The 22,535-nt window shown below is 58.5% G+C and carries 21 protein-coding genes; 18 read left to right on the forward strand and 3 right to left on the reverse strand.

From position 1 onward, the window contains the following. Positions 1–1,296 (reverse strand): gephyrin-like molybdotransferase Glp, encoded by a 1,296-nt coding sequence (gene glp / locus P8935_RS06410; RefSeq protein WP_348264162.1) that lies wholly within the window; start codon positions 1,294–1,296, stop codon positions 1–3. 167 nt (positions 1,297–1,463) lie between these two features. Between glp and P8935_RS06415 the strand changes: the two genes are divergently transcribed. After that, positions 1,464–2,360 (forward strand): TIGR03435 family protein, encoded by an 897-nt coding sequence (locus P8935_RS06415; RefSeq protein ID WP_348264163.1) that lies wholly within the window; start codon positions 1,464–1,466, stop codon positions 2,358–2,360. A gap of 177 nt (positions 2,361–2,537) precedes the next feature. Further along, positions 2,538–3,065: a superoxide dismutase family protein gene (locus P8935_RS06420; protein WP_348264164.1), complete on the forward strand. Its 528-nt coding sequence runs from the start codon at positions 2,538–2,540 to the stop codon at positions 3,063–3,065. 9 nt (positions 3,066–3,074) lie between these two features. On the opposite strand, the gene P8935_RS06425 is transcribed toward P8935_RS06420, so the two are convergent. Further along, positions 3,075–4,139: a CBS domain-containing protein gene (locus P8935_RS06425; RefSeq protein ID WP_348264165.1), complete on the reverse strand. Its 1,065-nt coding sequence runs from the start codon at positions 4,137–4,139 to the stop codon at positions 3,075–3,077. A gap of 139 nt (positions 4,140–4,278) precedes the next feature. Here P8935_RS06425 and rsmD point away from each other — a divergent pair, with 139 nt between their 5' ends. The 3 genes from rsmD (at position 4,279) to P8935_RS06440 (ending at position 9,357) form a co-directional block, all read left to right on the forward strand. After that, a complete protein-coding gene (gene rsmD, locus P8935_RS06430) occupies positions 4,279–4,848 on the forward strand; it encodes a 16S rRNA (guanine(966)-N(2))-methyltransferase RsmD (protein ID WP_348264166.1) in 570 nt (189 codons plus the stop codon). A 77-nt stretch (positions 4,849–4,925) separates the two neighbouring features. After that, positions 4,926–7,346, forward strand: a complete 2,421-nt coding sequence (locus P8935_RS06435; RefSeq protein ID WP_348264167.1) for a GDSL-type esterase/lipase family protein — start codon at positions 4,926–4,928, stop codon at positions 7,344–7,346. A gap of 67 nt (positions 7,347–7,413) precedes the next feature. Beyond that, complete coding sequence (locus P8935_RS06440) at positions 7,414–9,357, forward strand: YjhG/YagF family D-xylonate dehydratase (RefSeq protein WP_348264168.1); 1,944 nt, start codon at positions 7,414–7,416, stop codon at positions 9,355–9,357. Between the two features lie 57 nt (positions 9,358–9,414). Here P8935_RS06440 and P8935_RS06445 read toward each other — a convergent pair whose 3' ends face one another. Then, positions 9,415–11,466, reverse strand: coding sequence for a beta-L-arabinofuranosidase domain-containing protein (locus P8935_RS06445; RefSeq protein ID WP_348264169.1), 2,052 nt, complete (start codon positions 11,464–11,466; stop codon positions 9,415–9,417). Between the two features lie 62 nt (positions 11,467–11,528). Between P8935_RS06445 and P8935_RS06450 the strand changes: the two genes are divergently transcribed. The 13 genes from P8935_RS06450 to rplV all read left to right on the forward strand — a co-directional run bounded on the left by P8935_RS06450 (position 11,529) and on the right by rplV (position 22,518). Continuing rightward, positions 11,529–12,512: a nucleoside hydrolase gene (locus tag P8935_RS06450; protein ID WP_348264170.1), complete on the forward strand. Its 984-nt coding sequence runs from the start codon at positions 11,529–11,531 to the stop codon at positions 12,510–12,512. A 177-nt stretch (positions 12,513–12,689) separates the two neighbouring features. Next, positions 12,690–13,268, forward strand: a complete 579-nt coding sequence (locus P8935_RS06455) for a hypothetical protein (protein ID WP_348264171.1) — start codon at positions 12,690–12,692, stop codon at positions 13,266–13,268. 584 nt (positions 13,269–13,852) lie between these two features. Next, the gene (gene rpsL / locus P8935_RS06460) at positions 13,853–14,248 is read left to right on the forward strand and encodes a 30S ribosomal protein S12 (protein ID WP_109486572.1); all 396 of its coding nucleotides are present in this window, start codon (positions 13,853–13,855) and stop codon (positions 14,246–14,248) included. Positions 14,249–14,371: 123 nt separating this feature from the next. After that, complete coding sequence (rpsG, locus tag P8935_RS06465; protein ID WP_348264172.1) at positions 14,372–14,845, forward strand: 30S ribosomal protein S7; 474 nt, start codon at positions 14,372–14,374, stop codon at positions 14,843–14,845. A 129-nt stretch (positions 14,846–14,974) separates the two neighbouring features. Continuing rightward, entirely contained in the window at positions 14,975–17,056 is a 2,082-nt protein-coding gene (fusA, locus tag P8935_RS06470) for an elongation factor G (RefSeq protein ID WP_348264173.1), read from the forward strand. An 87-nt stretch (positions 17,057–17,143) separates the two neighbouring features. After that, positions 17,144–18,331, forward strand: a complete 1,188-nt coding sequence (gene tuf, locus P8935_RS06475) for an elongation factor Tu (protein ID WP_348262323.1) — start codon at positions 17,144–17,146, stop codon at positions 18,329–18,331. Between the two features lie 105 nt (positions 18,332–18,436). Beyond that, complete coding sequence (rpsJ, locus tag P8935_RS06480; protein ID WP_348264174.1) at positions 18,437–18,754, forward strand: 30S ribosomal protein S10; 318 nt, start codon at positions 18,437–18,439, stop codon at positions 18,752–18,754. A gap of 110 nt (positions 18,755–18,864) precedes the next feature. Continuing rightward, the gene (rplC, locus tag P8935_RS06485) at positions 18,865–19,590 is read left to right on the forward strand and encodes a 50S ribosomal protein L3 (protein ID WP_348264175.1); all 726 of its coding nucleotides are present in this window, start codon (positions 18,865–18,867) and stop codon (positions 19,588–19,590) included. A gap of 113 nt (positions 19,591–19,703) precedes the next feature. Further along, positions 19,704–20,372, forward strand: coding sequence for a 50S ribosomal protein L4 (gene rplD, locus P8935_RS06490; RefSeq protein ID WP_348264176.1), 669 nt, complete (start codon positions 19,704–19,706; stop codon positions 20,370–20,372). Further along, positions 20,372–20,665 carry a 50S ribosomal protein L23 gene (locus tag P8935_RS06495; protein ID WP_348264177.1) on the forward strand — a complete coding sequence of 98 codons (294 nt, stop codon included), beginning with the start codon at positions 20,372–20,374 and terminating at the stop codon, positions 20,663–20,665. The genes rplD and P8935_RS06495 overlap by 1 nt, the downstream gene beginning before the upstream one ends. 145 nt (positions 20,666–20,810) lie before the next feature. Next, positions 20,811–21,635 carry a 50S ribosomal protein L2 gene (gene rplB / locus P8935_RS06500; protein WP_348265313.1) on the forward strand — a complete coding sequence of 275 codons (825 nt, stop codon included), beginning with the start codon at positions 20,811–20,813 and terminating at the stop codon, positions 21,633–21,635. A 15-nt stretch (positions 21,636–21,650) separates the two neighbouring features. Continuing rightward, complete coding sequence (rpsS, locus tag P8935_RS06505; protein ID WP_348264178.1) at positions 21,651–21,953, forward strand: 30S ribosomal protein S19; 303 nt, start codon at positions 21,651–21,653, stop codon at positions 21,951–21,953. Between the two features lie 46 nt (positions 21,954–21,999). Continuing rightward, positions 22,000–22,518, forward strand: a complete 519-nt coding sequence (gene rplV / locus P8935_RS06510; RefSeq protein ID WP_348264179.1) for a 50S ribosomal protein L22 — start codon at positions 22,000–22,002, stop codon at positions 22,516–22,518. The last annotated feature ends 17 nt before the right edge of the window (positions 22,519–22,535 follow it).

Raw genomic sequence — 22,535 nt, forward strand, 5'->3', positions numbered from 1 at the left:
TTAATGTAGCAGGATACGCACCATGCTACCGGCTTCCAGGGAGCCTTTGTCCTCAGGAATGACGACAAAGCAATTGGACTGTGCAAACGCAGTCAAATCGCCGGACCCATGCCACGGAACCAGGGCCACTTTCGGAAGCTCGTTTACCGATGCATTGAATTCGCAGCGTGCTGGCAGAAAGCGAGTCAGTCCCGGCCTCCCCTTGCGATCCGTTGCCTGCGAAAGTTCCGCGAGTACAAAGCGCGGGTAAATCTCATTGCTCCCTGCCAGAGCGGCCAGAATCGGAGCCGCGAAAAGATGGAAGGTGGCGGCTGAAGAAATGGGATTGCCGGGAAGACCAAAGACGGGGATCGGCGCAGGGCCAAAATGCCCTTCGCTGCGGGGTCTGTTGATATATGGTTTCAAGCCGGAACTCGCGATTTCGCCGAAAACCAGGGGCTTGCCGGGCTGGATGCGAATGCCGGTGAAGAAGATTTTCGAGTCCAGTCGTGCAAGCGCAGGCTCGACAAGATCGAATTTCCCCGCCGAAACCCCGCCCGAGATCAACAGAATATCCGCCTGCGTTGCCAGCTCAAGTGCATCATCCAGCGCCTCCGCTGTATCAGCGGCAGTCGGCAGAATCACGGGATCGCCACCAGCATGCGCCACCAGCGCCGCCAGCATCGGCGCATTTGAATTGCGAATCTTGCCGGGACCGGGAGTGGCGTCAACAGGAACCAGTTCGTCCCCGGTGGTGAGTATGGCGACACGCGGCCGGACGTACACCTCGAGTCGCGCATAGCCGCACGATGCGGCAAGAGCAATCTGCGCCGCGCCCATTTTTGTGCCGGGTTTCAGAAGCACGTCCCCGCGCCGCGACTGCGCACCCTTGGCGACTATGTTCTCCCTGGCTTCAATCCTGCGCGACGAAACGAGGCGAATCGTGTCCCCAACTCGTTCCACGTACTCCAGCATCACAACGCAATCGGCCCCCGCAGGGACCGGGGCGCCAGTCATAATCTCCCACGCCTTTCCTGCTGGCAGCGCGGCTGGAGGAGCTTCTCCCGCATGCGTCAATCCGGCAACTGGCAGGGTGAGGTGGGCGGAGGCCTCTGCAACTCTGCAGGCATAACCGTCCCGCGTAGAACGCGCAAAAGGAGGCTGATCATCGTCGGCCGCAACTGCCGCAGCGAGAATCCGGCCGGCTGCGTCGGCGAGATCAACGCGTTCTGTGGCTGGCCGTCTCTGCGCAAGGTCGCGAGCGCGACAGGCCACGAGTTCCGCCGCCTGTTCGTAGCTGAGAAGATCGTCGCCCATGAAGAAAATTGTAGTGGCAGAGCGTGGGTTCATTCAGTAGCGTGCCAGCCGTGCCTTCCGCTTCGGACTTGAAGTCTTCCGGATTCCCCTCACAAGGCCGGAAGCCAACACCTGGACAAATATCTCCTCCCCGCACGTGAGTTGGCTGGTCCAATATAGTGCTACTGATGCTGAACCTTCCCCCATTTTTGCTCAATGCGGGTCAGACTATTTTCCTGATTGGTATCTCCCTCTCTGTCGCAGTGCCCTCAAGCTTCTCTCAGGTTGGCAACACGCCTGCAGCGAAAGACGCCTCAGACGGAGATGTGGTGGTTCATCCCGGTCTGGCCTTCGATGTGGTTTCCATCCGGGCAAGCAACGCAGGTCCTGATGAGAGTCGGCTGCAGGTCGTTCCGGGCGGTGATCGATACGAAGCAATCGGGTTGCCGCTAGGATGGACGATCTTGATGGCCTATGTTTCGATGGTTCCGATATCCAAGGATCGCATCGTCGGAGCTCCGGCTTGGGTGTGGGACGACAATTACGACGTTGTCGGGAAGGTCGGCGAAGCGGACATGGCGGATTGGCGAAAAATCAGTCAGCGTGGACTCAGGTTGCAAAACCCGATGGCGCAAACCATGCTGCAAAATGCCCTGGCCGACCGCTGCAAGTTAGCTGTTCACCGCGTTGCGACGCTGATCGACGGCTATGCGCTGGTCGTCGCCAACCACGGACCCAACCGCAAGAACCTAGTCGAATCCAAGCCGGACGATGCAATTCCAGAACGGGCAGAGAAAGTAGACCTGGATGCGAGGATTGTTCGAATCCATTCGCCTGACGATCCGGTCGTTCATTTCTATCAAACTTCCATGGCCGCATTTGTCCTGTTTTTGTCGGGCGCAGCATCCGTAGAGGACCGCACGGGCTTGCCTGGAAAATACAAATTTGACTTCAGGCTTATCGGCTTTGAAGGGATTCCAGTTTCTGACTGGGATCTGGCTCCGCTTGGCCTCAAGCTCATCCCGGCGAAGATTCCTTCGGAAAACATCGTGATCGATCACATCGAGCGGCCCTCGCCGAATTAGAAAAGCGGAGCGGTGCTCGGAGCCTTTCCCATCTACCGGGCGATTAACCGCCTACACGTGCATACACTCAATCACGCAATTAAAGGCGCCGACACTCGCAGCCTGCTTCTTGGTCCTTCGGCGTAGGATACTATCCACGTCGCCCCATGAGGGCGCATCGTTAAAGGAGACACGGCCATGCGCTTTCGAATTCTGTTGGGACTTGCCGGACTCGCGCTCTTTTCCGCAGCCCTTCCTTCGGCCGCCGCCACCAAATCGGCCCATGCCGACATCGTGAACGCGCAGGGAACCAAGATCGGAACTGCGAAAATCGCCGCCGCCGGCAAAGGAGTCAAGATCGTCGTTACGATTTCCCAGCTAACCCCGGGTGAACATGGCATTCACATTCATACAGTCGGCAAATGTGAAGGTCCAGCCTTCACCTCAGCTGGTGGTCATTTCAATCCGACCAGCGCTCACCACGGCACTCACAATACGCAGGATCCTCATCCCCACCTGGGCGATCTGATGAATCTCACTGTCGACCAAAACGGCAAGGCCAAGGCGACTTTCCTCGCCAAAGGCGTAACTCTCGGAGACGGTTCCGAGTCGCTCTTCCACGACGGCGGAACGTCTTTAGTCATTCACGCGAAGGCCGACGACCTAATGTCTGACCCTTCTGGCAACTCCGGTGATCGCATCGCGTGCGGAGTCATCGAGAGGTAGCGACAACTGTCATTCAGAGGTTTCGTTGGCTTCGATGCGGCGCTGCTCCGCAAGCAGCGACATCGAGCTCATCAAGTTCTGCACGCTCACGATGCCCACCACCTTGCCGCTCTCCGTCACGGGAATCAGCGAAAGCCCCTGGCCACCGGAGATGCGGCGGATCGTCGTACCGAGCGTATCCTCAGGCCGCGCTACTTGGAAGGCACGCGACATAATCGACTGGATATACCCGTTCCCATCATCGCGGAGTGCGTCCACAATCCGCTGGCGCGACACGATCCCGACCAGCTGCGGACCGCGCACCACCGGGAAATCTTCCTGCAGCGAGTGCACGCAGCGATAGAGCGCATCGGCAAGCGTGTCCGACGGAGACAGCGTGGCAAAGTCCGTAAGCATTACTTCGCGCATGTGCACCGTGTCCACGACCGATTGGAAGAAGACGCCCTGATCCTCAACCTGCGCACCAATCATGATGAAAAAGCCCGCAATAATGAGCCAGTAAGCGTGCAGCGCCATTCCGCAGATCATCACGCTCAAAGCAATGAACTGCCCGATCCCCGAGGCGGCGCGTCCGGCCGGCGAGAAACCGTGGACGTGGGCAAAATTACCGCGCAACAAGCGGCCAAAATCCAGTGGATAAGCGGGAAGCAAGTGCAGAACCCCAAGCCCCGCCTGCATCCAAACCATGCTCCGCACCAGGTGGTCAGCGGTGACCAGCGGACGGGCGATCAGACGAACATCGCCGCCGGAACCAATGAATGCAGCAGCAAGCATCAGCGCCGTGAGGATATTCGCTGCGGGCCCAATCAACGCCATGGCGAACTGCGCCAGCCCCTGGTTAGCGCCCTCCTGGCTCTCCGGATTGGCATACGCAAAAAGTCCGCCGATCGGGAGCAGAAGCACGGCCCGCAGCTTGAGATTGAAATAGGCCGCCATCATCAGGCGCGCAATCTCGCGTACGACTACGGCAGAAATACAGATGAAGAAGAGGGCAAGACCGCGCAGAATTCCAGCAGATGAGCTGAGACCGAGACATACCAGCGCCAGAGCAGGGAAGAATACGTGAACGCGCATCTCCACGCCACTCCATCGCCCCAGCGGAATTGTCCAGCCACGCATACTCAAATTGTAGTGGTTAATACCCCGGCAATGTTTCCCCGTCTCTGAAACCCCCTGCCGCCACAGCCAAGCCTTTCTTATATGCTGAATCGCGATGCGCATTATTGCGGGAACGCTGCGGCGAAGAACGCTGGAAGCTCCGCCAGGGTTGGCGACACGGCCCACGAGCGACCGGCTCCGGGAGACGCTCTTCAACATCCTTGCACAGCGCATGGACGGCGCGCGTTTCCTCGACCTGTACGCCGGGTCGGGCGCGGTAGGCATTGAGGCGGCAAGCCGCGGAGCAGCCAAAGTGGTTCTAGTCGAACGCGCCGAGCCTGCGCTGAAAGTGCTTCGTTCGAACCTGGAGAAGCTGGGGTTGCGCGCCGCCATTCGAGTTGAAGCAATCCCCGTGGCAGCATTTCTGCGACGGGTTCGGCCGGAAAGCGCCGCGATGCAATTTGACGTAGTGTTCCTGGATCCGCCTTATGAGGCCGCCGCCGAGTACGAATCCGCGCTCGGTCGATTAGGTGGGTCCGCCGCTAAGCTGCTTGCAGACGATGCAATCGTGATCGCAGAGCATCGGCGCAAAGAAAAGTTGGAGGAAGCCTACGGCTCGCTTCGCAGGGCAAGAGTGTTAGAGCAGGGGGATGCGGGGCTGAGTTTCTATCAAGCAGCCCCGTAGCTGAAAATTGGACTTTCGTGCGGCGCAGAGAGATAAGCGTCAAGCGTAAGATGGGTCGGGTCGCGGGGAGAGAACGAGTGAACAATATTTTGAGGTTGAAGGTAGGACTGGCGGTGCTGCTTGGGGCCGCAACGCTCCATGCGCAGAGTGCAGCCCCGTGGGTGATTGGACCCTTTGCGCGGCCTTCGACGGGTAATCCGGTAGTGATGCCAATTCCAGCCTCGAAATTTCAAGATCCGATCGCTAAGGCGCCCGTGCAGTGGGAGGCGCTGCACACCTTCAATCCGGCGGCGATCGTGCGCCACGGGAGAATCTATGTCCTGTATCGCGCGGAAGACAACTCCGGCGCGATGGAGATTGGCGGACACACCTCGCGCCTGGGCATGGCCGAGAGTGACGACGGCATCCACTTCAAGCGTTCTGCCGAGCCGGTGTTCTACCCCGCAGAAGATGACCAGAAGGCGAGAGAGTGGCCAGGCGGCGTCGAAGATCCGCGCATCGTGGAGCGCGAAGACGGCACCTACATCCTCACCTATACCCAATGGAATCGAAAAACGTATTCTGTCGGCATCGCCACCTCGCGCGATCTCAAGCGATGGACCAAGTACGGACCGGCCTTTCTCGCCGCATCCGGCGGCAAGTACGCGAACCTGATGTACAAATCCGCCGGCATCGTCACGCAACTGAAAGACGGCCGTCTGCTTGCCGCGAAGATCGCCGATCGGTACTGGATGTACTGGGGTGAGGGATCGATAAAGCTGGCGACATCGGACGATGCGATTCACTGGACCCCTGTCGAGGACACGCACGGAAATCCAGTCGAAATGCTTCGGCCTCGGCCCGGCCACTTCGATAGCACCTTTCCTGAAACCGGTCCACCGCCAATCCTCACCAGCGCAGGCATCGTGATGCTGTACAACGGCAAGAACGCGACCGAGAGCGGTGACCCCGCCATGGGACCAGGTGCGTACGCCGCCGGCGAAGCGTTGTTCGAGGCCTCGAATCCTGCACACCTGCTGGAGCAGACCGACAAGCCGGTACTCAAGCCCGAACTCCCGTATGAACAGACAGGCCAGTACGCAGCCGGAACCACTTTCGCCGAGGGGCTGGTGTTCTTTCACGGCAAGTGGTTCCTGTACTACGGATGCGCGGATTCGCTGGTAGCGGTAGCCACTGCACCTGTAGAGGCCATGAGCGCTGAAACCCTGCACATGACGACGGCAGCCGAAGGTCCGATGACCGCGCCGCCGAGTTCGAAACCCGGTGTTCCGCCACCCGGCGCTGAAGCCAATGCGCGCGGCTTCTATCTCCACAAGGACGACACCGTCGTCTTTTATGGCGACAGCATCACGGAACAGAACTACTACAACCAGTGGGTCGAACTCTACACGGCAACCCGCTTCCCGTGGATGCGTGTGCACTTCTATGGCGCGGGCGTGGGCGGAGATCGCGTAAGCGGCGGCGGTGGAGGTCCCATCGATCAGCGTCTCGAACGCGATGTCTTCGCGGAGAAGCCAACCATCGTCACAGTGATGCTGGGCATGAACGATGGAGCATATCGCGCCACCACCGACGACATTGAGCAGACCTACGTAAAGGGATATCAGCATCTGCTCGATTCCATTCGCGAACATGTCCCCGGTGTGCGAATGACCCTACTGGGACCCTCGCCCTACGACGATGTAACGCGTCCGGTGTTCTTCCCCGGCGGATACAACGCCGTGATGCAGCATTTTGCGGAGGTCGATCAATCGCTGGCCGACAAGTATGGCGCGGCATTCATCAATCTCAATCCTTCAGTCGTTGCGGCCATCAGCAAGGCCGACGCGCTCGATCCGAAACTGGCCGTGTTGCTGCTGCCCGATCGCGTCCATCCCGATCCGCTCGCGCACTGGGTGATGGCTGAGGCCCTTCTGAAAGGCTGGCATGCGCCATCCATGGTTTCCGAAATCGTTGTAGATGCGCACGCCGCCACAGTGACGCAGGCTCGCAACGCGTCCGTCAGCGAAGTTGCCCAGACCAGCGGCGAGTTGAAATGGACTGCGCTCGAAGACGCTCTGCCGCTACCATTGACACGCAGCAACGCCACCACGGCGCTGCTGCTCGATCTGACTGACATTGAGCAGCAACTCAACCAGGAAACCCTACGCGTCACCGGACTTGCCGCCGGCCGCTACACCCTCAGTATCGATGGTGAGGCGGTGGACACTTTTTCGCCGGAAGCGCTGGAAGCAGGAATCAATCTCGCCGACTACGGCACGCCGATGTTTCACCAGGCACAGCGCGTAAGCTGGCTGGTGCGCGATCGCGACGAGGCACACTACATTCATCTGCGCATGCGCGTGCGCAACGCCGATACCGGCAGCGAAGAAGGCAAGGACGTCATGCAGGCCTTCGAGAATTCTCTTGAAGATTCTATCTACGAGGCCGCCGCGCCCAAGCCGCATGTATTTCGCCTCACCCCGGTTCCGACCGGTACGACACAAAGCACCCGCTGATGTTCCGCGTAAATGATTTGCACTAAATAACAAGGAGGGCGCGATCGCCGGAATTTCTCTCAAATCGGTGTTGGAGACGGATGCAACCGACTTGCGCGATGTCACCACCCATGCCTCCGGTCCAGCGGGCTCCCTGCCGTTAACGCCAGAGATGTTGTTGAATGAGCCATCCGGAAATCTTTTCGGACTCAGCCAGAATGCGGGAATGGGATGGGAGCCTTCGCGGCTTCTCGACCCGGAATTTCTGATCCTCAGCACCCACGGCGGTATGCGCGCCGAAAACGGACGCCCCATCGCTCTCGGCTTTCACACCGGACACTGGGAAGTAGGCCTACTTGTCGCCGAAGCTGCGCGCGAGCTGAAAGCTCTGCACTCTACGCCTTTCGCCGGCTCATGCACCGATCCCTGCGATGGAAGAACGCAGGGCACAACCGGCATGATGGACTCGCTGCCGTTTCGTAACGATGCCGCGATGGTACTGCGGCGGCTCATGCGATCCCTGCCTACCAGTAAAGGCGTGCTCGGCGTGGCCACCTGCGACAAAGGGCTGCCGGCAATGATGATGGCGCTCGCCTCCGTAGGTTCGCTCCCGGCAGTATTGGTGCCCGGCGGTGTCACGCTCCTGCCCGAGTCTGGCGAAGATGCAGGCAAGGTCCAGACCATCGGCGCGCGCTTTGCCCAGCAGCAGATCACGCTCGAATACGCAGCCGAAGTTGGTTGCCGGACTTGTGCATCGCCAGGCGGTGGATGCCAGTTCCTCGGCACGGCAGCGACCGCGCAAGTCGTGGGCGAAGCATTGGGATTGTCATTGCCCCACACCGCGCTCGCACCCTCCGGTCAGTCTGTCTGGCTCGACGCGGCAAAACGATCTGCACGTGCAATCATCCGGTTGCATGAATTGAAATTCGGAGTGCGCAATGTGTTAACGGATGCAGCCGTGCGCAATGCAATGGTGTTGCACGCGGCATTTGGCGGCTCCACAAATCTGCTATTGCATTTACCCGCGATTGCATTTTCCGCAGGATTGAAGCGCCCCAGCCGCGCCGACTGGGAAGAAGTAAATCGCAGCGTCCCGCGCCTCGTAGACGCCCTGCCCAATGGTCCGCATGGATTCGCGACCGTACAGGTGTTTCTCGCCGGCGGCGTCCCCGAGGTCATGCTGGAACTCCGCTCGGCAGGCCTCCTTGATGGGAGTGTCCACACCGTTACAGGCGATACGCTCAATGCTAGCCTAGACTGGTGGCGCGACAGCGAACGCCGGCACACGCTGCGCGGCAAGCTCACACAACTCGACGGCATCGACGCAGATGACGTCATCATGACTCCCGATCGTGCGCGCGAGCGCGGACTCACGGCGACCGTCTGCTTTCCCGTCGGCAACCTCGCGCCTGAGGGATCGGTCATCAAGAGCACCGCCATCGATCCCTCGCTGATTGGCAACGACAACATATTCAGCCACCGCGGTCCCGCGCGCGTATTTACAACGGAGGCTGCAGCAATCGCGGCGATCAAGTCGGGTGCCATCGGCCATGGCGATGTGCTGGTGCTCATATGCGGCGGTCCGAAAGGCGCCGGAATGCAGGAGATCTATCAGGTCACCTCCGCCCTCAAGCAACTGCCCCACTGCAAGCACGTCGCCGTGCTCACCGATGCGCGTTTCAGCGGCGTTTCCACCGGCGCCTGCATTGGTCACATCTCCCCTGAAGCACTGTCGGGCGGTCCAATCGGTAAGGTAAACGACGGCGACCTTATTGAAATCGTGGTCGACCGCGGCAAATTGACTGCCTCGGTGCATCTCGTCGGCGACGCCGACGGTGAATTCACTGCGGAAGAGGGCTCGCGCAAGTTGGCCGCACGCAACCCGCGAACCGATCTCAAGTCGCACCCGGCGCTCCCGGACGATACTCGCCTGTGGGCCGCACTGGTAGAAGCCAGCGGTGGAGTATGGGGCGGTTGCGTCTACGACACCGAAAAGATCGTTGCCGCCCTCAATCATCCAATCAGCACCTAGATTGAGTTTCTACAACACGAAACAAGGTGCTCCATCCATGTGAAACTATATGTAGACTTAGCTATTCTTCAAAACCGGAAACGCGGTGATGCGCAACTTAGCGGTTGCATATGGAATCAGGGTAATCTCTTCCGCTGGCTCCTCGCTTGTAACGGGGCTTTGCAGGAGCGTATTGGCTACTCCATCTTCCGCGCGCCATGCCGGAATTTTGCGCGCCTTCACGCGCAGTTGTACCGGCGGATTCTTTCGAGCAAAGGGAAGATCACCTACTTCCGCTTCGGTGACCGCGATGTCATTTGCCGCGTCGCCGGTATTCAATTGCAATGCATAGTTCCAAGCCGTGGTGGGATACACCTGCCAGTCAGCAGTCATGCCGCGATCGCGCAGTTTCACCCAGTCTTCTCCGATCCCGTAGGAGAAGACCAGCGGACCGCGTTCAATCGCAACCGAGTCATTGAACCAGCGTGAAACACGCGGCCTCATTGGAAATGTGATTTCCACGCGATCGCCGGATTTCCATGAACGCTGAATTCGCGCGAACGAACCTGCGGCTGGCTCCGGTTCACTACGGCCATTCACAGTGATGGTGGTTCCCGCAGCCCACGCGGGGATCCGCAGATGAAGTGGGAATTCGAGCGGGGCGGCCGGGCTGACAGTGATTTGAACGTTACCGCGAAACGGATATTCGGTTTCCTCAACGATATGTATCGGGGTTCCATGCAGACTAGTGCTCACTTCGCAAGGAGCATAAGCGGCAGCGACCAACCCATCCCGTGGGTCATTCGCCGCTCCACCGCACATTAGAAACAGACTCGCAGCAAATTTTGGCCAGCCCTGGTGATAGTTCGCGGTGCAGCAGCCAAAGTTGGGCTCAAGACCAAATAGATTGGATTCCGGACCGTCGCTGACCCACGGCTTATGGTGCAGGCTGCACTCCACCTGGTTCGGCTCCTGGTTATATTGGTGCGCCCACATATCGTCAGTCAGCGTGCCGGGCAGCGCGTTGAATGCGAGGCGCTCAAGGCGATCGCCAAACGCCGCATCGCCAGTGATGGCGAGAGCGCGCTCCAGCGAGTACATGTATTCGACCACGGTGCAGAGTTCCGAACCTTGCGAAGGATCGCGGCCGGAGAGATGTTCGTCGCAGGAGAACATGCCATTGGGCAAGCCGTGATACTTGTCGAGTTCCGCAATCATCTGCGTTGCGGCTTTGCGATCGCTTTCGGACCCAGAGACGAGCGACCACACCGGCCCTGTCTTCACCGCCTGCCCATTGTTCACGCCGTGTGTTGAAAGCGCGAGATCCTTGAGACCCCCGTCTTCGTTGAGCTTGATGAACTCGGCCGTGATCTTTTGCTTGTATTGAAAGTTCGCATACTGCGCCATCCAGTCGTAGCCCTGCGTGTGCAAAAGCCGCGCGAGATCGAGGAGATACGCCGCGCCGGTCCGGTTATAGAGCCAGGTGACGCTAAGCACTTCGTCCTGCCAGCGGAATTTGCCCCAGTCGCGCAGTGGACGTTTGGGAAGTTCGGAAAGCTGGTAACGGAAATACCGGTCCATAAGCGGCATTACGCGTGGATCGCCGGTGAATTCCTGGTATTGCGTGAGGACTTTTAGTGCGACGATGCGCGGCCACCAGTCATCATTCGAAGCTGGACCGATCATGCCATTCGACGCCTGGTTGGTCAGAATCCACTCCATGTACTTTTGCGCTTTCGCTTTGAGACGCGCGTCATCGAGAAGCCACGCGAGAGGAATGAGGCCGTCGAGGTAATAGGGTCCGCGCTCCCACGATTCGCCTTTGCCCCCGAGCCATCCGCTATTGGAACCAACGTCGGCCCACGTCTCGTCGAGGTGCCCTGAAAGTCCATTGGCCTGGATCTCCAACTGCCGGCGAAGCCATCCCGCCGGACGAACCTGTCCCAGCGGCAGCGGATAGAACGCGCTGGCATTGAGCGGTGCCCGATTTTTAACGGTGACAACGGACTGTGAATCGGCCCGATGTTCGGCGAGAGCGAAAATCTTGCGTGCCGGCAGAGCGCAAGCGAGCCCCGCGAACCCGGACTGTTGAAGAAAGCGGCGACGCGAAGTACGGAATCGTTGCGACATAGACACCTGTGTGCGACCGTCAACAGAGTAATGGACGGGGCCGAGGCGATAGAGTACTTGGCATGAAAATTCCTCGGGTTCTAGTTGTCTTGTGCGCACTGTTGTTCGCTGTTTTCGGGTCATTGGCGGCGCGGGCGCAGGCTTCTGATGCCGATAAAGCCATCTCAACTCCACAACTGGTTATCATCGATACCGATATCGGCGATGACATTGATGACGCCTTTGCACTGGCGTTGGCGCTGAAGAGTCCGGAACTCAGAGTCCTTGGCGTGACGACGACCTTCGGCAACACCGAGATGCGCGCGCGACTTCTCGACCGATATCTAAAGGACGTGGGACGAAGCGATATTCCAGTGTTTGCCGGACCACCTTCAAAGACAGACAACCTGATGACGCAGGCGGCTTATGCGAAGCAAACTCCGGAGAAGAAACACCAAGGCGGTGCGGAGTTTATTTTGCGCGAAGCTCGTGAGCATCCCGGTGAAATAACACTCATCGGAATTGGGCCTCTGTTCACAGTGCAGGCAGCAATTGAGCACGATCCGGCTGCATTCAAAAAGTTGAAGCGAGTGGTGATTATGGGTGGCAGCATCGAGCGCGGTTATGGAGTCGATGCGCAAGGCATGCCAAATCCACCGCAACCGGAATGGAACATTCTGTGCGATCCGGCCGGAGCAAAGGCGCTGTTGGCGTCAGGCGTGCCAGTATTCATGATGCCGCTCGATTCCACTCAAGTGCCGCTCGATGCGGGGAAGCGGGATGCGATCTTTGCGCATGGATCTCCGCTCACTGATCAGTTGACGCTGCTCTATCACGAATGGATCGGTAACACTTCGAACCGCAGTCCAACGCCGACCCTGTTCGATCCGGTTGCGGTTACGTTCACATTTCGTCCGGATCTTTGCCCTACCAAGCCAATGCATATTGAAGTCGATGGCAAGGGGCTGACAACATTAGGGCCCGGAGATCCGAATGCGCGGGTCTGTCTGCAGTCAGACGAGAAGTCCTTCCTTGACCTGCTCGTTAAACGGATAACTGCAGACTGAAACTCGGCAACTGATGACCGTGAAATAGCGATTCATCGGCAGGAATTCATTCCGATTCACCAGACATGTGCTCGGTGTCACATGCAACTCCATTGACAGCGCGTGAAAGTAAGAGAAAAATGGCGGGTCGTCGGGATTCTGACTCAGTCTGTATGCGTGAGAGGGAGTGTAAGAAAGATGCGGAATTGGAAGGCTTTGAGTGCGTTGTTTTTGGGGTGTTCCGCCCTGTTGGTCGGTTGCAAGTCGGCGCCGGAATTAACGTCAACGCAGGCATTGGCGCTGGTGCAGGCCAAATATGACCAGACCGCACCGGTGGGCGTGAACGTCCTGGTCAATGATCCGGGTATGTTGAGTGGCGCAAAGGCAAAACTCTGGGATCGGACGAAGATCTATCCCAACAAGATATGGGCGGACTTCAAGCTCACCGCGGACGGAAAAAAAGCGGTAGTGCTTCCCGGCGGAGGCGACGTTATTGAGTGGCGTCCCCAGAGCGCAGATGACAAGAACTACACCATTGTCGTGACTACGGTGGCAGCCAATCGTTTGAAAGCAAAAGATATGGGCGAATTGAGCGACGAGGCCATGGCCGGCGCAGAAGCAGCGAAGTCCGGAAAATACGCGGAGGTTGTGAATCTGACGGGGGTTCCAGAGGTTCTACAAGATATCGCTCATAATCCGGGGAACAAGCTGAGCGTGAGGAAAGAAGCAGATTTCGCCCTTGTGAATGGGGCTTGGACGCTCAAGACAATTCGATAGGCCCGGCTCGTTTGTGGGTGGACTCATTAAATCCACCCACCTTCAGCCGGAAAGGTGCTGGAAATCGGGGAAATAATTGACCCCACCAGCCTTTCTTGCTATCTTTAAAAGGTTCCGCAAGAACACGCCTATCCCTGTGTGCTAAAGACAGGCGCGTAATGGGAGATCCCCGGTCAGCAAGTTTGGCGAGGGTCTACACCCCAGGCCGTAGCGTTAAAAACGGCCGAAGTCCTTAAATTGCTCTCTTCTTGCGAAGGGCAGGGACACATCGCTTACCCGGGTGAAGGAAAGACGGGAGGGCGATATTCGCATCGGTGCTCGCGCGTTTCTCCACCTTGGAGGGCTATGCGAGCCGGAACCGGCGAAACGGAGTTGGCTTTTCCCGTTTAAAAGCGGAAAAACGACCGGCCACCGTCTCGGTTCTCGTCTGGAAGTGGAACGAAGGCAGACGCGAAGCAGCAACTTGGGCTTTCGTGCGTGTGCGCATCGACAAAGGTGCGTTTCGCAGCATGAGAAGCCGGGAAGGCTTGCGCGCGGCTGAATGTGGGTTGGGCTTAGAGGTTTTTGGGGTAAGGAGTTTCAGTTTGCCTACTTTTAATCAATTGGTTCGTAAGGGGCGTACGGCCCCCCGGTACAAGACGGCGTCTCCTGCACTGCAGGCCTCGCCGCAGCGTCGCGGAGTATGCACCCGCGTGTACACACAAACCCCCAAGAAACCGAACTCGGCACTGCGCAAGGTAGCTCGCGTGCGGTTGACCAACGGGATTGAGGTCACCACCTACATCCCAGGCATCGGCCACAACCTGCAGGAGCACTCGATTGTGCTCATCCGCGGGGGGCGCGTGAAAGACCTTCCCGGAGTCCGCTATCACGTGGTGCGCGGCACACTGGATTCCGTAGGCGTTGCCAACCGGAAGCAGAGTCGCTCCAAGTATGGCGCAAAGCGAGCCAAGGGTGGCGCGGCGGCAGGCAAGAAGTAGGCGCTCCGCGCTTTAGCGTTTTGGAGTAGAGCGGTGGGAATGAAATACGGTTCCCGGGCGGCGTGATGGTACCGGGACTGGGGCAGCACAACGGCGCTTAGGCGCGAAGGATTTTGAGAGACTATGCCGAGAAAAGGGCACATTGCGAAGCGGGAAGTAGCACCGGATCCGGTTTACGGGTCCACGCTGGTCACCAAGTTTGTGAACTCGATGATGTGGGGCGGCAAGAAGTCGACGGCCCAGGGCATCTTCTATCAATCGATGAAGAACCTTGAAGAGAAGGGCGGCGGAGATGACGCGCTCAAGCTCTTCAAGAAGGCAGTCGAGAACTGCAAGCCGCTGCTCGAGGTCAAGACCCGTCGTGTCGGTGGCGCCAACTACCAGGTTCCGATCGAAGTGAACGCGGATCGGCGTACCTCGCTGGCGATTCGCTGGCTCATCACCTACGGCCGTGCCCGCGGTGAGAAGGGCATGATCGACAAGTTGAGCAACGAACTGCTTGACGCGGCCAATGGTCGTGGCGCGGCGATGAAGAAGAAAGAAGACGTGCACCGCATGGCTGAGGCCAACAAGGCCTTCGCACACTACCGCTGGTAGTTGACGGCACGAGGCAAGAAGAGTTTTAGCCGGCAAGCAAGATGGTCCGGCGCGAAGGCCCTGAACGGAATGGGTTTTTGAACTGAAGGAAACGGCGGGACTCGGGTCCCGCAAGGATAAAGAAAAACCGTGGCTCGCACCATACCTCTAAGTCGTTGCCGGAATATCGGAATCATGGCGCACATCGACGCCGGTAAGACGACTGCGACAGAACGCATCCTCTTCTATACGGGCATCACGCACCGCATCGGCGAAGTGCATGAAGGCACCGCGACCATGGATTACATGGAACAGGAGCAGGAGCGCGGTATCACCATCACGTCCGCAGCAACGACGTGCATGTGGAAAGACATCCGTATCAACATCATTGATACGCCCGGTCACGTGGACTTCACCGCCGAGGTGGAGCGTTCCCTGCGTGTGCTCGACGGCGCGGTTGCGGTGTTTGACTCTGTCAGCGGCGTACAGCCTCAGACCGAGACGGTATGGCGCCAGGGCGACAAGTACAAGGTTCCGCGTATCTGCTTCGTGAACAAGATGGACAAGAACGGGGCCGATTTCGAGCACGTTCTGGACACCATTCGCAAGCGGTTGGGCGCGCGACCGGTAGCGCTGCAGATTCCAATTGGCGCTGAGTCGCACTTCAAGGGCGTCATCGATCTCATCGAGATGAAGGCCATCGTGTGGCACGACGAGACCATGGGCGCGCAGTATTCGGAAGAGCCGATTCCTGCTGATCTGCAGAAGAAGGCTGAAGCTTTCCGCCTGCAACTGATCGAAGTGATCGCCGAGACCGACGATGTGCTGCTCGAGAAGTTCCTCGAAGGCGAGACGCCGACCATTGAAGAGCTGAAGAAGGGCATTCGCCAGGCGACCATCGATCTGAAGGTGTTCCCGGTAATCTGCGGAAGCGCATTCAAGAACAAGGGTGTGCAGACGCTGCTCGATGCGGTTGTGGATTATCTCCCCAGCCCGCTCGACAAGCCTCCGGTGGAAGGTATCGATCCGCACGATCTGTCGCACACGGTTATCCGCAAGGCGGATGACAATGAGCCACTGTCGGCCTTGGTTTTCAAGCTGATTAACGATCCCTTCGGCAAGCTGTCATTCATTCGCATCTATTCGGGATCTCTGAAGACGGGCGACACGGTTCTGAATCCGCGTACCGGCAAGACCGATCGCGTAGGCCGCTTGGTGAAGATGCACGCCAACAAGCGTGAAGACATCACCGAGATCTACGCGGGCGATATCTGCGCGTGCGTCGGCCTGAAGGAATTGAAGACCGGCGATACGCTCAGCTCACCGCAGCATCCGATCGCGCTTGGCGCCATCACCTTCCCCGAGCCTGTGATTTCGGTAGCAATCGAACCGAAAACCAAGGTCGATCAGGAAAAGATGGGTATCGCGCTGTCGCGGTTAGCCGACGAAGACCCCACCTTCAAGGTGCGGACGGACGAAGATTCGGGACAGACGATCATCAGCGGTATGGGCGAATTGCACCTCGAAATTCTTGTCGACCGCATGAAGCGCGAGCACAAGGTCGAGGCGAACGTGGGCGAGCCGAAGGTTGCGTTCCGCGAGACGATCCGCAAGTCGGCCGAAGCTGAAGGCAAGTACATTCGTCAGACAGGCGGTTCGGGTAACTACGGGCATTGCAAGTTGCGCATCGAGCCCAACGAGCCGGGCAAGGGCTACGAGTTTATCAACGACATCAAGGGCGGCGTGGTTCCGAAGGAATACATCAAGCCCATCGATCAGGGCGTGCAGGGTGCGCTGGAATTGGGCATTCTGGCTGGCTATCCTATCGTGGACGTGAAGGTGCACCTGTATGACGGCAGCTATCACGAAGTCGACTCGAACGAAATGGCATTCAAATTTGCCGGTTCGATCGCCTTCAAGGAAGCCGCACGCAAGGCGCATCCGGTCCTTCTTGAGCCGGTGATGGCAGTCGAAGTCACGGTCCCCGAGGAGTTCATGGGCGTGATTATCGGCGACATCAACTCGCGTCGCGGAAGGATTGAAGGCATGGAGCACGCGGCAGGATCGCAGGTCATCAAGGCGATCGTTCCGCTGAAGGAAATGTTCGGCTACGTGAACGAGATTCGTTCCTCGACACAAGGCCGTGCGTCGTATTCAATGCAGTTCGCGCGCTACGAAGAGGCGCCACGCATGATCGCCGATGAAATTATCGGCCGTGCGCAGGGTAAGTAGCAGTCAAGTTTTGGGGCTGGAGCCGGAATGCCGGCGCCCCGGGGTGCAACAGGTTGTACAAGCCACTGAAAGGGAATTGGATTTCTTATGGCGAAGGAAAAGTTTGATCGTTCGAAGCCGCATGTGAACGTGGGAACGATTGGTCACATTGATCACGGCAAGACGACGTTGACGGCGGCGATCACGAAGGTATTGCAGAAGCACAACCCGAAGAACACGTTCCGTTCGTTTGACTCGATCGACAACGCCCCGGAAGAGCGGGAGCGCGGTATCACGATTGCGACGGCGCACGTGGAGTACGAGACCCCGAACCGGCACTACGCGCACGTTGACTGCCCCGGTCACGCCGACTACATCAAGAACATGATTACCGGCGCGGCGCAGATGGACGGCGCGATTCTGGTAGTCGCAGCGACCGACGGCCCGATGCCGCAGACCAAGGAGCACGTTCTGCTGGCTCGCCAGGTAGGCGTTCCCTGCATCGTGGTCTTCTTGAACAAGTGCGATGCGGTGGAAGACGAAGAGCTGACGGACCTGGTGGAGATGGAAGTTCGCGAACTGTTGTCGAAGTACCAGTTCCCGGGCGACGACGTTCCCGTGATCCGTGGATCGGCTCTCGGCGCCCTGAACGGCGAAGCCAAGTGGGAAGCCAAGATCGACGAGCTGATGGAAGCGGTCGACAAGTACGTTCCGCAGCCGGAGCGCGCGGTCAATCTGCCCTTCCTGATGCCGATCGAAGACATCTTCTCGATCTCGGGACGCGGCACGGTGGTGACCGGAAGAATCGAACGCGGCAAGGTGAAGGTGGGCGAGGATGTCGAGATTGTCGGCTTCCGCGAGACCCGCAAGTCGGTTTGCACGGGCGTGGAAATGTTCAAGAAGCAGCTGGACGAAGGCCTGGCGGGCGACAACGCCGGCATCCTGCTGCGCGGCATTCCCAAGGAAGACGTGGAGCGCGGCATGGTTCTGGCGAAGCCGGGATCGATCACGCCGCACACCAAGTTCAAGGGCACCGTGTACGTGCTGAGCAAGGAAGAGGGCGGCCGTCACACACCGTTCTTCAAGGGCTACAGGCCGCAGTTCTACTTCCGGACGACAGACGTGACGGGAGTGGCGGAACTGCCTGAAGGCACGGAGATGGTGATGCCGGGCGACAACGTGGAACTGGTGATTGAACTGATTACGCCGGTAGCCATGGAAAAGGGTCTGCGCTTTGCCATCCGCGAAGGCGGACGCACAGTAGGCGCAGGCGCGATTGCGGAAATTATCAAGTAGACGCTAGCCGCGTCGGGCGGACCGCCCTCCGGGCGCATCGAACGGCGCGGCAAGCGAAATCTGATCACTGATCTCTGATCAATGATCACTTGGAAAGAAGAGCCAATGGTAGGTCAAAGGATTCGAATTCGGTTGAAGGCATACGACTATCGCGTGCTGGATACCTCGACCGGCGAGATTGTGGAGACGGCCAAGCGTACCGGAGCAACGGTGGCGGGTCCGATTCCATTGCCGACGATCAAGAACAAGTACTGCGTGCTGCGTTCGCCGCACGTAGATAAGAAGTCGCGCGAGGCGTTCGAAATTCGCACGCACAAGCGGCTGATCGACATTCTTGAGCCGACGCAACAGACGGTAGACGCGCTGATGAAGCTCGATCTTCCGGCCGGCGTTGACGTCGAGATCAAGGCGTTTGAGAAATAAGTGGACAGTGAACAGTGGTCAGTGATCAGAGTTCTGACAACTGACAACTGAGAACTAGTTCAGTTCCGGCAGTGCGGCGCTTCAAGTCCGCATGATGAGGTGAGGAAGATATGGCAGTCACAGGGATTCTGGGAAAAAAGATCGGCATGACGCAGGTCTTCGACGAAAAGGGCGATGTGCACCCGATTACGGTGTTGCAGGCCGGTCCTTGCGTAATTACGCAGTTGAAGACGCTCGCCAAGGACGGCTATGACGCCGCGCAAATCGGCCTGGTGGAATTTATCAAGACGAAGAACGTAACCAAGCCTCAGGCTGGCCACTTCGCGAAGACGGAAGCTCCTCCGGTCAAGGTCATCAAGGAAGTTGACGTTGAGGCCAATGCCGATGGCGAAGTTCAAACCAAGGCTGGCGACCGCGTGCTGGTGGATATCTTCCAGGATGCAAAGTTTGTCGACGTAATCGGGACTTCGAAGGGCCGCGGATTTGCTGGCGTCGTTCGCCGGCATAAGTTTGGTGGCGGACCGAAGTCGCACGGTCACATGTTCCAGGTGCAGGGTTCGATCGGTGCATCCAGTTTCCCATCGCGCGTATTTCCCGGTCAGAGAATGCCGGGTCACATGGGCGCGGCGCAGATCACGGTTCGCAACCTTCGTATTCGCGGCATTGATCTCGAAGAGAATTTGCTGATGGTTGAAGGTGCGGTTCCGGGATCGCGTGAAGGATATGTGCTGATTTCGAAGGCCAAGACTCCGCCGCGCGAGCGCCGTGGATTTGCCGGCTCGACTACGGTCGATCCGTTGAAGGCTTCGAAGAAGGCAACCGCAAAGCGCAAGTAATCACCTGCGGTGGGGCCAATCGCGCCTAGCGGCGCACGAGATGGAGAGCCGGTAGAAAGATGCCGGCGGAAGAGATTCAGAGCCGGATGCGAGTCCGGCGGAAGAAGAAGACGATGGCAAACGTAGATGTTGTAAATCTGAACGGCGAAAAAGTGGGCTCGCTCGAACTGGCCGATTCAGTTTATGGCCAGGTCAACGAAGCTCTGCTGTGGGAAGCGGTGAAGCATTATCGCGCTTCCATGCGGCAGGGCACGCACAAGACCAAGAGCCGCACTGAAGTCGCCGGTTCTGGCAAGAAGCTGTGGAAGCAGAAGGGCACCGGCCGCGCTCGTATCGGCTCGGTCCGCTCGCCGTTGTGGCGTCACGGTTACACCGTGCACGGACCTCAACCGCGCAGCTATGACTATGCCTTCCCGCGCAAAAAGCTGCAGGGTGCATTGCGCTCAGCGTTGGCTTCGAAGCTGGCTGATGGCAAACTTACCGTGGTCGATACGCTGGAACTCAAGGGCGGCAAGACGAAGCTCTATCGCCAGGCGCTCGACAAACTCGATGTGACGCGTACTGCGCTGATCGTAGAAAACGGCAAGACCCTTTCCCAGGCATTAATGCTCGGCGCACGCAATCTCAAGGGCGTCGAACTGGTTCTCAACAACGAAGTGCATCCGTACGATCTGCTGCGGTATGAGCGGGCAATTTTCTCTAAAGCCGCGATCGAGCAGTTGACGGAGTCTCTCGTGAAGAGCGTTTCCAAGCGCAATGCAGCGCAGACGGAGGCCGCGTAATGCCAACTCTCTATACAGTGATTCGCCGGCCCCTGATTACCGAAAAGGGCTTGAGCGTTAAGGAAACCGAGGGCACGCTGGTGTTTGACGTGGCTCCGGATGCTTCGAAGATCGAAGTGAAGCAGGCGGTTGAGGCTCTCTTCAAGGTGAAGGTTGCCGCGGTACGGACTGCGAATGTGGTGGGCAAGGAACGCCGCCGCGGAAAGTTCGCTGGATTTCGGCCGGATTGGAAAAAGGCTTACGTTCGGTTGAAAGCCGGCGAGAAGCTGCCTGAGTACGTGAGCAACCTGTAGGACAGTGAACAGTTGTCAGTGAACAGTGTTCAGTTGAGTCCGCAGTTTGCAAGTTGGAATATCGGAGCCGGTGAAATAGAGAGGCTTCGGAGAAACGGGGAGAGCGGCGCAGAAGTCAGGCGCAGGCACTCCAGGACATAAGATGATGGCTATCAAGACATACAGACCGATTACGCCGACGTTGCGCTTTAAGACCACGCTGGTCAATGATGACCTGACGACGGACAAGCCGCACAAGCCGCTGCTGGCAGTACGCAAGCGCACGGGCGGACGGCGCAACACCGGTGACCTGACGATTCGGCATCACGGCGGCGGACACAAACAGAAGATCCGGCTGATTGACTTCAAGCGCGACAAGTTCGGAATTCCGGGCAAAGTGGCGACCATTGAGTACGACCCGAACCGTTCGGCGCGCATCGCGCTGGTACATTACGCGGACGGCGAGAAGCGCTACATCCTGCAGCCTGTGGGGTTGAAGGTCGGGGCAACAGTAAGCTCGGGCCCCGAAGCCGACATTCTGATTGGCAATGCTTTGCCGCTCAAGAACATTCCTGCCGGTACAACGGTGCACGCGATTGAACTCCGGCCGGGCAAAGGCGCACAGATGGCGCGTTCAGCTGGTGCTCAGGCTCAGTTGGTAGCCAAGGAAGGCGATTACGCTCTTCTGAAGTTGCCTTCTGGTGAAACACGCAAGGTGCTGGTTGACTGCCTAGCCACCGTTGGACAAGTCGGCAATACCGATCATGAGAACGTGTCCATCGGCAAGGCCGGACGCAACCGCTGGAAGGGTATTCGTCCTACCAACCGTGGCGTCGCTATGAATCCTGTGGATCACCCGCACGGCGGCGGTGAAGGCAAGACTTCAGGTGGCCGTCATCCTGTGACTCCGTGGGGTCAGCCAACACGCGGGTACAAGACACGCAACAACAAGCGGACCGATGCGTTCATCATCAGCCGCCGGGCGAAGTAGAGGAGCTGAGGGTATATGGCACGTTCGACGAAAAAAGGCCCGTTTGTAGATGCGCACCTGACGACGAAGATCGAGGTGCTCAACGCGGCCAACGATAAGAAGGTCGTGAAGACCTGGTCACGGCGCTCGACGATCTTCCCGGAGTTCGTGGGACACACGATCGCAGTGCACAACGGCAAAAAGTTCGTTCCGGTGTACGTGACCGAGAACATGGTAGGACACAAGCTGGGCGAGTTTGCTCCGACGCGCACGTTCAAGGGGCACACGGGCGGATCGAAGGCTGCGGAAGCTTCTGCCAAGCCGGCGGGTCCGCGGTAGTTGAGATTTCGGCGCAACCGCGCCAGCGAATTTGAGGAAGAGACCAATGGCAGTCGAGACAAAAGAATACCGGGCTGAAGCAAAGTTCCAGCGTGTATCGCCGCAGAAGGCGCGGCTGGTGCTGGACCTGATTAAGGGCCGGGGAGTTCAGGAAGCGCTGGAGACGGCGCAGTTCACCAAGAAGCGCATTGCTCCGGTGATTCATAAGCTGCTGACTTCGGCCGTGGATAACGCCAAGTACGTGTCGGGCGAACGAGGGGAAGACGTGGATGTCGACAACCTCTACGTGAAGTCGGCAATTGCCAACGACGGTCCACGCATGAAGAGGATTCGGCCCGCTCCGATGGGGCGCGCGTATCGCTATCAGCGCAGGCTGACACACATCATCCTGTCGGTGGCTGAGCGCGATGGCGGACACTCGCACCTGGTGACCAAAGCTGACGAGCCGGCGACAGCGGGCAAGTCAGTGAAGAAGACGGGCGCAAAGAAGACAGCTACGAAGACGGCAAAGAAATCAGCGGCGAAGAAGCCGGTTGCAGCAACGAAGAAAAAGGCCAAGAAGTAGGCCTGGAAGTATTTGAG

This window comes from Telmatobacter sp. DSM 110680 (assembly GCF_039994875.1).
Lineage (GTDB): Bacteria > Acidobacteriota > Terriglobia > Terriglobales > Acidobacteriaceae > Telmatobacter.

What these genes read in the sequence shown, in the direction of transcription:
- rplV (WP_348264179.1), top strand. Translation starts at nt 22,000, where the DNA reads ATGGCAGTCGAGACAAAAGAATACCGGGCTGAAGCAAAGTTCCAGCGT.
- rplB (WP_348265313.1), top strand. Translation starts at nt 20,811, where the DNA reads ATGGCTATCAAGACATACAGACCGATTACGCCGACGTTGCGCTTTAAG.
- P8935_RS06455 (WP_348264171.1), top strand. Translation starts at nt 12,690, where the DNA reads ATGCGGAATTGGAAGGCTTTGAGTGCGTTGTTTTTGGGGTGTTCCGCC.
- P8935_RS06495 (WP_348264177.1), top strand. Translation starts at nt 20,372, where the DNA reads ATGCCAACTCTCTATACAGTGATTCGCCGGCCCCTGATTACCGAAAAG.
- glp (WP_348264162.1), bottom strand. Translation starts at nt 1,296, where the DNA reads ATGGGCGACGATCTTCTCAGCTACGAACAGGCGGCGGAACTCGTGGCC.
- P8935_RS06420 (WP_348264164.1), top strand. Translation starts at nt 2,538, where the DNA reads ATGCGCTTTCGAATTCTGTTGGGACTTGCCGGACTCGCGCTCTTTTCC.
- rpsS (WP_348264178.1), top strand. Translation starts at nt 21,651, where the DNA reads ATGGCACGTTCGACGAAAAAAGGCCCGTTTGTAGATGCGCACCTGACG.
- rplD (WP_348264176.1), top strand. Translation starts at nt 19,704, where the DNA reads ATGGCAAACGTAGATGTTGTAAATCTGAACGGCGAAAAAGTGGGCTCG.
- P8935_RS06445 (WP_348264169.1), bottom strand. Translation starts at nt 11,466, where the DNA reads ATGTCGCAACGATTCCGTACTTCGCGTCGCCGCTTTCTTCAACAGTCC.
- rplC (WP_348264175.1), top strand. Translation starts at nt 18,865, where the DNA reads ATGGCAGTCACAGGGATTCTGGGAAAAAAGATCGGCATGACGCAGGTC.
- P8935_RS06425 (WP_348264165.1), bottom strand. Translation starts at nt 4,139, where the DNA reads ATGCGCGTTCACGTATTCTTCCCTGCTCTGGCGCTGGTATGTCTCGGT.
- rpsJ (WP_348264174.1), top strand. Translation starts at nt 18,437, where the DNA reads ATGGTAGGTCAAAGGATTCGAATTCGGTTGAAGGCATACGACTATCGC.
- rsmD (WP_348264166.1), top strand. Translation starts at nt 4,279, where the DNA reads ATGCGCATTATTGCGGGAACGCTGCGGCGAAGAACGCTGGAAGCTCCG.
- tuf (WP_348262323.1), top strand. Translation starts at nt 17,144, where the DNA reads ATGGCGAAGGAAAAGTTTGATCGTTCGAAGCCGCATGTGAACGTGGGA.
- P8935_RS06450 (WP_348264170.1), top strand. Translation starts at nt 11,529, where the DNA reads ATGAAAATTCCTCGGGTTCTAGTTGTCTTGTGCGCACTGTTGTTCGCT.
- P8935_RS06415 (WP_348264163.1), top strand. Translation starts at nt 1,464, where the DNA reads ATGCTGAACCTTCCCCCATTTTTGCTCAATGCGGGTCAGACTATTTTC.
- rpsG (WP_348264172.1), top strand. Translation starts at nt 14,372, where the DNA reads ATGCCGAGAAAAGGGCACATTGCGAAGCGGGAAGTAGCACCGGATCCG.